A 13,944-nucleotide genomic window follows, 5' to 3' on the forward strand; every position below is an offset into this window, starting at 1 on the left:
GTCCAGCCCAATACGCCGCCTTTTCGGATCTATGCTCCGGTGCCGATGCTACCATGGTCGCCCCTCCTGGGGACACTCCATGCCAGAAAATTCAGGAGGCGTAAGAAGGGGTTCTTTTGACGTTTACAACCGGTGTTGCCGAGCACCCCAGAGGCCATCTCCGAAGAGGTGGCTGTCGCCGGCAAGATTTCTCTCGACCAGCTTGCCCAGATGTACATCAACTCCCGGAAGGTCGAGGGGACTTCGATCCGCACCCTTAACGAAATCAAATCGTTCCTGAAGCGGCACCTCATTCCCGTCTTCGCTCAGCGCCCGGTCGAGGAAATCAAGTACGATGAAATCGTAAAGATCGTGGCCAAGGCCTACGAGAAGCGTTCACCGGTGACCCGAGGACGATACTTGTCTTACTTGAAAACTGTTTTCAAGTTCGGAGTTGAACACGACCTCATCGAGAAGAACCCGCTGCGCCAGTGGCATAAGCCCAGGGAAAAACCTCGGGACACGAAGCTTACTGTCGATGATCTTCAGAAGATTAAGGCGGAGGCTGAGCCCCATTTGGCCTGGGCCATCGAGGTCGCCTGGAACCTCGGTGTACGGACTGGACCATCGGAACTGCTTGCCCTGACCTGGGACGACATCAACTGGGCCGACAAGACCATCAACGTTTTCGCGACCAAGACCAATACGAGGCGGACTGTCCCGCTGTCCGACGAGTTCCTGGCACGCCTCAAGGAGAAGAAGGCTTCGGCGCAGTGCGATCGTGTCGTGGAGTATAATGGACGGCCGGTGAAGCAGATCAGCCGGGCCATGAGGACGGCATGCCGGCGGACCGGGATCACCTATCCCGTAGTGCTGTACGACGTCCGGCACCTCTTCGCCACGAGCCTCCTGAACGAGGGAGGGGACCTCTCGGCGGTGAGCAAGCTTATGGACCACTCGTCGATCCAGATGACCGCCAACAACTATTACCACCTGCTTGGTAACGAAAAGCGTCGGACCATAGCCCGGTTGCCACGGCTGGAATAGCCGGGCCAGCGAGTTGATTGTTTATTGGGCATCCCAGAAGGGGTGCTCTTTTTTTTGCGCAGGACGCTTGTGTTGGCCGCTCCCTCAGATTGTCCCATGTAGGACAGCCCGCATCCTGTCCTTTTGCGGGCCGCATCCTGCCCGAATGTTATCCAAAATTCCCTCGTTATCCTGTAGGGTTGGCCAAGAGGTTATCCAGCCCGGTTATCCAAAAGATAAAGGGGACAGGCCGAACACGGTCTATCCCCTTGAAATATATTGGTCGGGGCGAGGTGATTTGAACACCCGGCATCCTGCTCCCAAAGGAGCAATGACGAGGCATATAGACTGAAATAATTAGATTTTTTTCAGGGGCGGATAACATTTTCCGGCTAAAACGACCCATGCCCGGCCCCTGGCGGTTATCCAGAGGTTAGCCACCCGGGAGGTTATCCAGGGGCGGTTCTCCTGTCTTTTCATCGTAAAACCGTCGGAATTTGCCTGGGCGATTTACCTGCCTGCAACCGCCCATTTCGATTGACGAATGAAGATTTTGGTCAGTTCATTTCTTCAAGAAATCCTGTGGAGAATTGCATGGTTTTGGGATGGTTGATCTTCGCTTTACGCAGATTGCCGGCGCGCTGTGACGACCCTTCCAATTACTTCCTTGAGCGTCTCCATCTCAACTGGCTTGGCGAGATAGTCGTTCATCCCTGCTGCCAGGAACTTTTCCCTGTCACCCGACATGGCGTGGGCGGTAAGGGCGACGATGGGGATGTCGGCCTTGTCCATTCCCACTTCCCCGGCTCGGATTCGGCGTGTGGCCTCTAGGCCGTCCATCACCGGCATCTGGATGTCCAAGAGGATGAGGTCGAAGCACTCGCCTTGGAGGATATCCAGTGCATGTCGCCCATCTTCGGCGAGTCGGAAAGCGTACCCGGCTTTTTTCAGAAAATGGGATAGAGCTATCGCGTTAACCCTGTCGTCTTCTACCACGAGCACCTTGACGTCATGGGCTAAATCCGTCCGGGGAACCGTTTTGACGTCGGCTTGTTCAGAACCCGCTACGACCTTTCCGAATAAGACGCAGAAATGCACCGTGGTGCCAACTCCCTTCGCGCTATCGACGGAGATTCCTCCCCCCATGAGCTTCACCAAATTTTTGCAGATGGACAACCCGAGACCCGCGCCCTGATATTTCCGAGTGAAGCTGTTATCGGCCTGCGTGAAGGGCTCAAACAGGGCGGAAAGTATCACATCTTCAATGCCGACTCCAGTGTCGGCCACAGAGAAGAGCACCCGAACTTTGTCCGGGGAAGGAGACGGCAAGAGGTAGGCCTCCACGTTTACCTCCCCGGCCTGAGTGAATTTGATGGCATTGCCGATCAAATTGTTCAGCACCTGTTGAAGCCGAGAACTATCTCCCATCACTTGGGCCGGGATTCTCTTGTCCGTATACAGGATCAAGCGGATGCCTTTCTGGCGTGCCGACATGTCGAAAAGCTGTTTGACTGCAAGAAGCGCTTCCTCAAGCATGAAGGATGTGGACCTGATCTGGAGGCGCCCAGCCTCGACCCGGGATATATCAAGGATGTCCCCGACTAGTCCGGTAAGACGCCGGCAGGATTGAAGCGTCATCTCAACATATTCAGTCTGCTCCAGGCTGAGCTCGGTTGTTTTCAACAACTGGGCCATGCCCATGATTCCGTTGATAGGTGTACGGATTTCGTGGCTCATGTTGGCCAGGAATCGGCTTTTGGTTTGGGTCGCCTCATCAGCCATCGACTTGGCTTCTCGCAATTCCATCTCGGCCTTTTTGCGATCGGTGATCTCCCAGGCAATGGTCCCTACGCCGATGAGTTCTCCTCCCTCGCCGTAGACCGGAAATTTTTTAGTCAGATAGGTCTGCACCTCACCGGCCGGCCCCAGACCACCCTCTTCGGCGGTTACTGACTGCCCCTGCGGCAAGGTCAGGGCCTCTCGGTCATTAATAATATAGGCTTCTATCTGCTCTGGAGTGGCTTTACCGGCGAAGAGCTCTCGGTCAGTCAGACCTATGACATCCTGCGGCATATGCCCTGTCAACAGTGTGTATGCCTTGTTGACTAGGATATATCGTAAATCAGTGTTCTTGAATGTTACGATGTTATCGGCGTTCTCCAAAAGTGCGTAGAAGTTTCGCTGAACTTGTTCTTTCTGTTTGCGGTCATCGATGTCGCGTACTACGGCCATGACCAGAGACAGTCCTTGGAACTTAGTCCCGCTGGCACTTACCTCCACGGAAACTGTAGTACCATCCTTGCGTCGATGCTCGGACTCGAAGATAGCTTTTATTTTGTCAATCTGACAGAAACGCTTACGGATGTCCGCTTCGCTCATCCTGGCATCGTAGTCCCAAGTGGCCATCCCGATCACATCATCTTGTGCATAACAGAGCATATTCGCGAACCTGTGGTTGGCCTCCACCACACGATGATCCTGATCAATAATGACAATGCCGTCGCCGCTGTTTTCCATCAGGGTCTTGCTGCGGAGGATTTCTATTTCCAACTTACGTTGGACCTCGGCGCGCTCAATTATATCCTGTTGCAGGGTTTCGGCCATTTTATTTAGTGTGGCACCTAGTTTGCCGAAGGTACCCTGAGGTTCGTCAAGCCCTGTCCTGGCGGACAAATCACCACTCTCCAGACGGCGGACCATGGCAGACAGAACGTTCACCCGTTCGTAAATACCGCGCTGGCCCACCAGCCAAGCAGTGCTTCCTGCTAACAGCAGAGAGAGAAGGAGCCACCAGACTTGTCGGTGGATAGCCGCGTTGGCATTGGCCATGGCAACGCTTTTTGGAATGGCTACAAATATATTCATGTAGGGAGTTTTCCCTGGAGCCAGTTCCATGCGACGCACGGCGTATATCCGGGTCGGACCATCGGTACCCTGGGCCGTAAAGATTCCCTCTTGTCCTCCGGACTGAATCCTCCTCCAAACGTCGGGGGCGATGTCTTGCCCAATGGGAGTAGACTCCTTGAATGGAAATCGGAAGAGCCGTCGACCATTGGCATCCACCAGCCCCATATAGGAATCCTGGGGCAATCTTGCCCGTTCGAAGAACAATTTGAAATCTTGCAACCGCAAAGTTGCGATCAGGACACACCTCACCCCGCCCCTGTCATCCTTCACTGGTAGGGCAAAGGGAAGAATCTCAACCCCGCTCACCTTACCTACTGAAAACTCCCCAACAGAGAATTCTCCAGTGGACAAGGCCTCCTTGACTTCCTTTCGGTCTTTGAGGCTCTGTTTCGTGAAAGGGAGGGCCGAAGCAACGGCGTTACCCTGGTGGTCCATAAGAGCAACATTTACATACCCAGGATTGGCGGCAAGGTAGCTTCGGAACAGTTCATCGCAGGCCACGGGGTCCATGTTTTGCACAGGTAACGTTTTCGCCAGGCCATCAAGAACCGTTTTGATACGTCGGATTTCTTCGTCCTGCCGTTCAGCGTAATATGCGACCAAACGGCGGCAGGTTGACTCTGTTTCCTCGATTTCATGGTCCCACCGCTCCCAAACCGAACTGGCCATGGCCGCGAGCAAAGGCATCATCCCGGCCATGACCACCAAGATAAGGTTGAATTTGACTGAGTCGGGCAATGAGAGTTTCATCGACTACACCGTTGGTGCCATTTAATATGCTGAAAATATTTAATAATACAGTCTCGAGGCGAGTCCGTCAACGTGCTGCAGCATGCGTTTTGGCGATGTCTCTCCAGAAAACTCGAAACGTCTTTTTCCATTCAACTTGGCATGGCCGTGCCCACGGGTAAAAAAAGTTTGTCGTCCGTTCGCGGTACAATCTGCCATTCCGATTGACGAACGACGGTTTCGACCATAACCATTTCGAGACTTCTTTAGAAGGTACGCTCTCAGGCTTTTTTGAGCAATATGCACGTGGACTTGTCACCGGTGACGCGCATGGTCGCATCGCGTCCGAATCAAAGGTATCGGCACATGGCTTCGCAAGAGCAACACGACAAATTACTTCAAGCCCTTGCCGATCTCGGCGGGAGCGCTGGCAATATACGGCTCCGTGAGGCGCTGAACTGGTCCGAGACGGCCTATGACGAGGTTCGTGACGAACTCCTCGCCGCCGGCATCATTATCAAAGGACGTGGCCGTGGCGGATCTGTCGCCTTGGCAGGAGCGACCCCAGTAGCCCACGAGACACAGGCCAGTTTGGTAGATATGCCCGAGCCCACAGCACCGAAGCCCAAAGGGCGAACCCCTAAGTCAGCTGGCAGCACCAATGGCAAAGGCAATGGGGCGGGAGCGAATCTTGGTTTTGAAGGTGAGCTTTTCAAAGCCGCCGACAAGCTCCGGGGCAACATGGAGCCCTCGGACTACAAGCACGTCGCTTTGGGTCTGATCTTCCTCAAGCACATCTCGGACAGCTTTGAGGCCAAACATACAGCCCTGATGGCCGAAGACCCTACCTGCGCCGAGGACCCGGATGAGTATCTGGCCGAGAACATCTTCTGGGTACCAAAGGAAGCCCGCTGGTCCCATCTCCAGGCCAACGCCAAGCAGCCCGGCATCGGGAAGATTGTCGACGATGCCCTGGTTGCCATCGAGGCCAAGAACGAAAGCCTCAAAGGCGTGCTCCCCAAGGATTATGCCCGTCCGGCTCTCAATAAGGTCATGCTTGGGGAATTGATCGACCTCATTTCCGGTATTGGCCTTGGGACCGAGCAGGGGCAGTCCAGAGACGTCCTGGGCCGGGTCTACGAATATTTCCTCAGCCAATTTGCCGGCTCGGAAGGCAAGCGTGGCGGCGAGTTCTATACGCCCCGTTCGGTGGTCCGGGTGCTGGTCGATATGCTGGAGCCCTTCAAGGGCCGAGTCTATGACCCCTGCTGCGGCTCTGGCGGCATGTTCGTCCAGTCGAATAAGTTCGTGGCCGAGCACGGCGGCCGCCTCGGCGACATCGCCATTTACGGGCAGGAATCGAACTATACCACGTGGCGGCTATGTAAAATGAACTTGGCGGTCCGGGGCATCGACTCCGACATCCGCTGGAACAGTGAGGGCAGCTTCCACAAGGATGAACTCAAGGACTTGCGGGCCGACTACATCCTGGCTAATCCGCCCTTCAATATTTCCGACTGGGGCGGTGAGCGGTTGCGGGAGGATGGACGGTGGCGCTACGGCATTCCACCGGCTGGCAATGCCAACTTCGCTTGGTTGCAGCATATTATCCACCATCTTGCCCCGAACGGGACGGCTGGCGTGGTTCTGGCCAACGGCTCCATGTCGTCAAGCCAATCCGGTGAAGGTGACATTCGCAAGGCCATGCTCGAAGCCGACGTAGTGGACTGCATGATTGCTCTGCCTGGGCAGCTTTTCTATTCGACCCAGATTCCGGCCTGTCTGTGGTTCCTGGCCCGCAACAAGGCCAACCACGGCTTCAGGGACCGCCGGGGCGAGACGCTTTTTATTGATGCCCGCAAGCTCGGTCATCTGGTGGATCGCACCCGCCGGGAGTTCTCGCAGGAGGACATCGAAAAGGTTGCTGCCACTTACCACGCTTGGCGTGGGGAGAAGGAGGCCGGGGAGTATGAGGATGTGCCCGGCTTCTGCAAGGCCACCACCTTGGAGGAGATCAAGGGGCACGGGTATGTGCTGACGCCGGGCCGCTATGTCGGGGCCGAGGCGACGGAGGATGACGACACGCCTTTCGAGGAGCGGTTCGGAGCGCTGAAGGAGAATCTGGAGGGACAGTTTGTCGAGGCGGAAAAGTTAACGGCGACGATCCGGCAGAAGTTGGCGGAGGTCGGCGTCAATGGGTGACTGGAAAGCATTAATACTAGGCGATGCGATAACATCTATCATAGACAATAGGGGAAAAACCCCGCCACACCAACTCGATAAAACACCGTACCCCCTCGTCGAAATAAATGCAATTGTTGGAAGTTGTCGTCATATTCAACTTGAGAGGGTTGGGAAATATGTCAGCAAAGAAGTCTATGAACTTTGGTTTCGATCTGGACATCCGTTAAGTGGAGACATCCTTTTCTCGACAGTTGGATCGATAGCCGAGATAGCTCTTGTTGCATCAGAACAATGTTGTGTGGCTCAAAATATTATTGCACTTCGTCCAAATAAGAACGTGGTTAAGCCGCCATTCTTGTATTATTTATTGAAAGACAATAGAACGAAGTCGAGATTGATTTCGCTTGATATTAGTTCTGTGCAGCCGAGCATAAAAGTTCCACATCTTCTTAAAGTTCCTGTCCAACTTCCTGAAATCGCACAGCAAATACAAATCGCCTCCATCCTTGGCTCCCTCGATGACAAAATCGACCTGAACCGCCGCATGAACGAAACCCTTGAAGCCATGGCCCGGGCGATCTTCAAGGACTGGTTCGTGGACTTCGGCCCGACGCGAGCCAAGATGGAAAGCCGTGCCCCCTATCTTGCCCAGGAGATTTGGGATTTGTTCCCGGATTCGCTGGATGAGGAGGGGAAGCCGGCGGGGTGGGTGCTAGAGCCTTTAGCAGAGTGTTTCGAAATCATCGGAGGAGGGACGCCCAAAACCTCTGTAGCCGAGTATTGGGGAGAGGGAATCCCTTGGTTTTCTGTCGTCGACACTCCGCCACCGGGATGCGTCTTCGTCGTCGAAACAGAAAAATCAATTACGTCGTGCGGGTTAAGAGAGAGTTCAGCCCGCCTTGTTCCTGCCGGGACTACAATTATATCTGCGCGAGGTACGGTTGGAAATCTCGCAATGACTGGCTGTGACATGACCTTCAACCAGTCGTGCTATGCTTTGCGTGGAAATGGCGGCCTTGGAGACTGTTTTGTCTTTCTTGCAGCCCAACACATGGTTGACCGGCTCAAATCGATGGCCCATGGCTCAGTATTCTCAACGATTACGCGTCAAACCTTTGAGGCGACTACGTTTCCAGTTCCTGGCAAAGATTTTTTTCCCTGCTTTGAGAACGTAGCGGCCCCCTTGTTCATGAAGATCCAGTCAAATGTGGTCGAATCCCGCACCATCGCCAAAACCCGCGACCTCCTTCTCCCCAAGCTCATGTCCGGCGAAATCCGGGTCAAGGATGTCGAGAAAGCCGTGGGGGCTGTGCTCTGATGAAGGTGCTCTTCCTCGACGAGTCCGGCGACCACAACCTGTCCGTGATCGACCCGCAGTACCCCATGTTCGTCCTGGGCGGCGTGATCATGGAAAAAGCCTATGCTGAGGGAGCGCTGGCCCAGGCCTTGGCGGATTTCAAGCAAGAGATGTTCGGGCGAACGGACATCGTCTTGCACACCGCTGACATCACCAGGAACCGTAACGGTTTCGAGGAGCTAAAGAACTCATCCTTCCGGGCAAAGTTCTACACCGGCCTGAACGCTTTGCTCCGTCAGCTCCATTTCTCCGTTGCCGCTTGCGCCATCCATAAAAACCAGCACCTCAGCCGCTACGGCGTCGCCGCCCTGGACCCGTACCTGCTCAGTCTCGACGTGCTGGTGGAGAGGTTTTGCTTTGATGTCGGCCGGGTGAGCGGGGGAGGGCTGATCGTGGCTGAAAAACGAGACCCGACCCTGGACCGGCAGCTTGACCTTGCTTGGTTGAACCTCAAAATCCAAGGCACTCGTTTCGTCCAGGCCCATGACATCGAGGACCGCATCTTGGGACTCAATCTCCGCGCCAAGAAGGACAACATCGCCGGCCTTCAATTGGCCGATCTGGTAGTTTCGCCCATCGGCCGCCACGTCTTGGGCAAGCCGGATAAAGAAGATTGGTTCATCGTCCAGGAAAAATTCAGACGAAACCGGCGAGGCGTCATCGAGGGTTATGGACTTGTGACCTTGCCCAAATAAAAAGGGGCCAGCCCCCGCTACGCAGTGACCAACCCACAGTTGGTAAATCAGACAGCGGGGGGAATTAGTCAAGGCCAAAATTTTGATTTCGGAAAGAATCAGGGGAGGGTCCATGGCTTTCATCTCTGAAGCAGACGTCGAGGGAGTCCTACTCGAAACTCTGGGCAGCCTCGGCTACGCATCCACCTCAGACCTCCAGATTGGCCCTGACGGCCATGCCCCGGAGCGAGAGGCTTACTCGGACGTTCTCCTTAAGAAACGTCTGGAAGCCGCCGTAGAGGCCCTCAATCCCCATATCCCGGCCGAAGCCCGGCACGACGCCATCCGGGCCTTGATCGCCACCGAATTTCCAAATCTGACCGAAGAGAACCGCCGCATCCATCGCATGATGGTTGAAGGTGTGGACGTCGAGTTTCCTCGTGAAGATGGCTCCATTGCCGGCGACAAAGTCCGCCTGATCGACTTCGAGAATCCCGACAACAATGACTGGCTGGCGGTCAACCAGTTCACGGTGATTGAAGGCAAGGTCAACCGCCGCCCGGATGTGGTGGTCTTCGTGAACGGTCTCCCCATTGGCGTCATCGAACTCAAGAACCCCGGCACCGAAAACGCCGACCTGGAAGCCGCCTTCAACCAGCTTCAAACCTACAAGGCCCAGGTCCGGTCCCTTTTCCGAACGAACTGTGTCCTGGTCACTTCGGACGGCCTCCAGGCCCGCATAGGCTCCCTGACAGCCAACCAGGAGCGGTTCATGCCCTGGCGCACCACAGACGGGAAAGATGTCGCCAAGAAAGGACTGCCAGAACTTCATGTGCTCATCGAGGGGGTCTTTGAGAAACGCCGGTTGCTGGACCTGATCCGCGACTTCACTGTCTTCGGCGACACCGGTTCCGGTATTGCCAAGATCATCGCCGGCTACCACCAGTACCATGCCGTGCGCCATGCCGTGGCCCATACCGTCAAAGCATCCGCTCCAAAGGGCGACCGCAGGGTCGGCGTCATCTGGCATACCCAGGGCTCTGGGAAAAGCCTGCTCATGGCTTTCTACGCCGGCCAGCTGGTACGATGCCCTGAGCTCGAAAACCCAACCATCGTCGTCATCACCGACCGAAACGACCTCGACGACCAACTTTTCAATACCTTCTCCATGTGCCGCGACCTCATCCGGCAGACTCCCGTCCAGGCAACCAACCGAGAGGATTTACGAAAAGCTCTCAACCGTGCGTCCGGTGGTGTAATCTTCACGACCATTCAAAAGTTCACACCGGAAAAGGGCGACTCGGAATACCCCTTGCTCACCGACCGGCGCAACGTGGTGGTCATCGCTGACGAAGCCCACCGGAGCCAGTACGGGTTCAAAGCCAAGGTAGCCCAAAAGACGGGTGAGATTTCCTACGGGTTTGCCAAGTACCTGAGGGATGGCCTGCCGAACGCCTCCTTCATCGGCTTCACCGGGACGCCAATCGAAAAAGACGATGTGAATACCCCTGCGATTTTCGGTGATTACATCGACATCTACGACATCACCCGCGCCGTCGAAGACGGAGCAACGGTGCCACTCTATTATGAAAGCCGCCTCGCCAGGATCGAACTTTCAGCCGAGGAAAAACCCAAGATCGATGAGGAAATTGAGGAGTTGACCGAGGACGACGCCGTCAGCGAGCAAGAGGCTTTAAAGCGGAAGTGGGCCACGGTCGAAGCTTTGGTTGGGGCCGATAAACGGCTCAAGCTTGTCGCCCAGGACCTTGTCCGGCATTTTGAGGACCGAGTGGCGGCCATGGATGGGAAAGCCATGGTGGTCTGTATGAGCCGGCGAATCTGCGTCGCCCTCTACAACGAGCTTGTGGCTCTCCGGCCGGATTGGCACAGCGAGGACGACAATACCGGCGTGGTCAAAGTCGTCATGACTGGTTCCGCCTCCGACCCGGCATCCTGGCAACCTCATGTTGGCAACAAAGCCCGCCGGGAAATGCTGGCCAAACGTGCCAAAGCCCCGAACGATCCGTTGAAGCTGGTGCTCGTCCGCGACATGTGGCTGACCGGCTTCGACGCCCCGTCCATGCACACCATGTACATCGACAAGCCCATGAAAGGACATGGCCTCATGCAGGCCATTGCCCGCGTAAACCGGGTGTTTCGGGACAAACCGGCCGGGCTCATCGTAGACTACATCGGCATTGGCCAAAGCCTGAAAAACGCCCTGGGGCAGTACTCGGCTTCGGACAGGAGTCAGGCGGGCATTGATGAGGGAGAGGCCGTCGCCGTCATGATGGAGAAATTTGAAATCGTGACTGCGATGTTCCACGGGTTCGATTACCGACGTGCCCTCAACGGTACCGCCTACGACCGGCTCATTATCATGGCCGAAGCCCTGGATTGGATTCTGGAGCAGCAGCATAAGGCCGCCGCGAAGGAAACCGACGACGACAAGAAGAAACAAGCCCACCGTCGCTTTCAGGATGCCGTCCTGGCCCTGTCCAAAGCCTTTGCCCTGGCAGCGGCCAGTGATGAGGCACGGTCCATACGAAATGAGGTCGCCTTCTTCCAGACCATCAGAGCAGCCTTGACCAAGACTGGCATAGGTGGAGGAAAAACCTCGGCTGAACGTGAGTTCGCCGTCCAGCAGCTCATCAACCGGGCTGTGGCATCAACTGAGATCGTGGACATCCTCGCCGCCGCCGGCTTGACGACACCCGACATCTCCATCCTGTCGGATGAGTTCCTGGTCGAAGTGCAGCAAATGGAGAAGAAGAACCTCGCCCTGGAGGCGCTGAAAAAGCTGCTCAACGACGAAATCCGCTCCCGCACCCGGACCAACGTGGTGGAGACCAAGAAATTCTCCGAACGCCTGGAAAAGGCCATTGCCCGGTACCACACCAATGCTGTCAGCACCGTCGAGGTGATCCAAGAGTTGATCAACTTGGCCAAGGACATTCGGGAAGCCCGACTTCGTGGCGAGGCAACGGGGCTGTCCCAGGACGAGATCGCTTTCTATGATGCCCTGGCCGACAACCAGAGCGCAGTCGAGGTCATGGGGGACGCATCCTTGCGGCTCATCGCCCATGAACTTTTAACCAGCCTCAAAGGCAGCATCACCGTCGATTGGGCACACAGGGAAAGCGCCCGAGCCAGGATGCGAGTGCTGGTGAAGCGGATTCTTAAGCGGCATGGCTACCCGCCCGACCTCCAAGACGCAGCCATCCAAGTTGTCCTCCAGCAGGCGGAGGCGTTGTCGGCGCAGTGGGCCGCCTGATTCCAGCAGCAGCAAAAATAATTTTTCCCCCTTTTACCCGTGCCAGCCCCTTGACCCAGAATACCCCTACGGCCGAGATACGCCGGTCCTGACGTTGCTCGGGATCGCCCCGGCATACTTATTTGCCACCTTCGCCGACCGCTGCTTTCGACTGTAAAGCACTGATTTCATACGAAATAACGCTGAAATATGTGCGTGGCAATCTGCATCACCCTGCCCGAGCATCGCCTACTCCTGATTCTTGCTTCCACCACTCCTCGTTGCTCGCATATTTGGTGCCCCCGTACCGGGCAGGGGCCGGCAGCAGCCTGTTCAACGCCCTGTTTTTTATGATTCTTTACAACCCTCTCCGTCCCGCTTATCGTCAGCCTATTCAAAAATTATGCCAAAGTCGTCGTGTATCTCCTGGGCAAAGAAGCATGAGGATGCACTACGAAGACTGACAGATATACTAAGCCAATTTACCTCTCTAGTAATAATGGAATGAAAAAAAATTAACCGCAAAACGCTTAAAAATTTACTGAAAAAAATTGGAATATGGCGGTTGACTGGATCCTTGCATGTACTATTTATTCCGCAGGCAGGAAGGCAAATGCTGAATCTCGCCGAAAGCGGCAGGGGCAATGAACGATAAACATAACTCAGGAGGTCATCAATGACCGCTTTAATCAACGATGAAAAGGGAAATCTCTTGGAAATTAACTTGAACACGGGGCTCGGCTCAGCCCTGGCCGAAGTTGTGCATGCGTACATCGCTGCGACGAAGCTCCCGCGCTTGACAGATGCCACGAAGTATCAACATTTACCGGAGGAAATTTCGATGAAAGATCGCAATGAAATTGGGCATTGTGACCATTCGTTTGAACTGGGGCTTAAGCACGAGCTCGCTCGCGTCGTCCAAAATTATGTCTCTCTCAAGGATATGCCTCCTGGGACGCGCATTAAACTGGATTTGGACGCCGAGGTCGATCCTGAAGATTTTTGTCTGAACGCCCCGGACCTTATCGAGCGTTACGCTGACGCGATGAAAGTCGTGATTGAATTCTAGAACGGTATGCATCGCCGAGAGGAAAGACGACGTGCCAACGGAGCCTCCTTTAAAAAACAGACTACATGATGACAAGAGTTGGGAAATGAAACTGAAGGAAAAAAAATGAAGACCATCCTGGAGCTTGCCGCCGATACACAGGTGGCGCTTGATGAAATGAAGAACAAATGCGCCCTTCATGACTACGAAACCTGCCGCCAATGCTGGGACTTGGAGACAGAAAAGGAACGTTTGCTTCGCCTGTACCACGAATATAAGGATGCGATGTAAGTAGAACTTCCAGCCAGGGGCACCGTCTTTCGCCGAGAGGGTGCCCTTGTTTTGCCGACAACCATGTCGAAACAAGTACTCCAGTCCAGGACTGAACATGCGAGCCGAGGCCCCAGGCTAGATAAAAGGCAAACCCAACGACCAGCAAGACGTCGCTCCACCTGAACTTATGCGACAGGGGGACTTCGACGCCGCCGGTTCCGCCCAGTATCCAGGCGCGTATAGTGGACGCTCACAGCCACAGGCAGGAGACGCCCCGCAAGCCTGGCAAGCAAAAAAAGAGCACTTGACCCTAAGGGGCTTGACTTCTGTTTATGATGGCAATAGTTTTAAAAAAAATAATATTCTCAAGGAGGTTGGCCAGAACTTAACCGGACGAAGACTGCACATCTAGCTGAAAAACTGTATTTACCTACCCCTCCTATCTGCACCAGTCGCTGAAACCTCACAAGTAGTCCCCCGAAAAGTCGGCCAAAAACACGGCTGGGGTCTTTTT

8 protein-coding genes are annotated in these 13,944 nt (G+C 55.1%); 7 read left to right on the forward strand and 1 reads right to left on the reverse strand.

Features of this window, described 5'->3' with window-relative positions; translation table 11 throughout:
- Positions 1-132 precede the first annotated feature (132 nt).
- Positions 133-1,026: a tyrosine-type recombinase/integrase gene (locus GTA51_RS18995; RefSeq protein WP_343039540.1), complete on the forward strand. Its 894-nt coding sequence runs from the start codon at positions 133-135 to the stop codon at positions 1,024-1,026.
- A gap of 600 nt (positions 1,027-1,626) precedes the next feature.
- Here GTA51_RS18995 and GTA51_RS19000 read toward each other — a convergent pair.
- A complete protein-coding gene (locus GTA51_RS19000) occupies positions 1,627-4,662 on the reverse strand; it encodes a response regulator (protein WP_160963931.1) in 3,036 nt (1,011 codons plus the stop codon).
- 345 nt (positions 4,663-5,007) lie between these two features.
- Between GTA51_RS19000 and GTA51_RS19005 the strand changes: the two genes are divergently transcribed.
- The 6 genes from GTA51_RS19005 (at position 5,008) to GTA51_RS19030 (ending at position 13,448) form a co-directional block, all read left to right on the forward strand.
- Entirely contained in the window at positions 5,008-6,843 is a 1,836-nt protein-coding gene (locus tag GTA51_RS19005) for a class I SAM-dependent DNA methyltransferase (protein ID WP_246198236.1), read from the forward strand.
- Positions 6,836-8,143 carry a restriction endonuclease subunit S gene (locus GTA51_RS19010; protein ID WP_160963933.1) on the forward strand — a complete coding sequence of 436 codons (1,308 nt, stop codon included), beginning with the start codon at positions 6,836-6,838 and terminating at the stop codon, positions 8,141-8,143. Before GTA51_RS19005 ends, GTA51_RS19010 begins: the two co-directional genes overlap by 8 nt.
- On the forward strand, positions 8,143-8,877 hold the full coding sequence (locus GTA51_RS19015; RefSeq protein ID WP_160963935.1) for a DUF3800 domain-containing protein: 735 nt from the start codon (positions 8,143-8,145) through the stop codon (positions 8,875-8,877). Before GTA51_RS19010 ends, GTA51_RS19015 begins: the two co-directional genes overlap by 1 nt.
- A 112-nt stretch (positions 8,878-8,989) precedes the next feature.
- Positions 8,990-12,130 (forward strand): type I restriction endonuclease subunit R, encoded by a 3,141-nt coding sequence (locus GTA51_RS19020; RefSeq protein ID WP_160963937.1) that lies wholly within the window; start codon positions 8,990-8,992, stop codon positions 12,128-12,130.
- 655 nt (positions 12,131-12,785) lie between these two features.
- The gene (locus GTA51_RS19025; protein ID WP_160963939.1) at positions 12,786-13,178 is read left to right on the forward strand and encodes a hypothetical protein; all 393 of its coding nucleotides are present in this window, start codon (positions 12,786-12,788) and stop codon (positions 13,176-13,178) included.
- Between the two features lie 105 nt (positions 13,179-13,283).
- A complete protein-coding gene (locus tag GTA51_RS19030; protein WP_160963941.1) occupies positions 13,284-13,448 on the forward strand; it encodes a hypothetical protein in 165 nt (54 codons plus the stop codon).
- Positions 13,449-13,944 lie beyond the last annotated feature (496 nt).

The sequence above is a fragment of the Solidesulfovibrio aerotolerans genome, assembly GCF_009856865.1.
GTDB classification, from domain to species: Bacteria; Desulfobacterota; Desulfovibrionia; order Desulfovibrionales; family Desulfovibrionaceae; genus Solidesulfovibrio; species Solidesulfovibrio aerotolerans.

Coding starts and splice junctions, on each gene's coding strand:
- GTA51_RS19000 (WP_160963931.1), bottom strand. CDS start 4,662: ATGAAACTCTCATTGCCCGACTCAGTCAAATTCAACCTTATCTTGGTG.
- GTA51_RS19030 (WP_160963941.1), top strand. CDS start 13,284: ATGAAGACCATCCTGGAGCTTGCCGCCGATACACAGGTGGCGCTTGAT.
- GTA51_RS19025 (WP_160963939.1), top strand. CDS start 12,786: ATGACCGCTTTAATCAACGATGAAAAGGGAAATCTCTTGGAAATTAAC.
- GTA51_RS19020 (WP_160963937.1), top strand. CDS start 8,990: ATGGCTTTCATCTCTGAAGCAGACGTCGAGGGAGTCCTACTCGAAACT.
- GTA51_RS19005 (WP_246198236.1), top strand. CDS start 5,008: ATGGCTTCGCAAGAGCAACACGACAAATTACTTCAAGCCCTTGCCGAT.
- GTA51_RS19015 (WP_160963935.1), top strand. CDS start 8,143: ATGAAGGTGCTCTTCCTCGACGAGTCCGGCGACCACAACCTGTCCGTG.
- GTA51_RS19010 (WP_160963933.1), top strand. CDS start 6,836: ATGGGTGACTGGAAAGCATTAATACTAGGCGATGCGATAACATCTATC.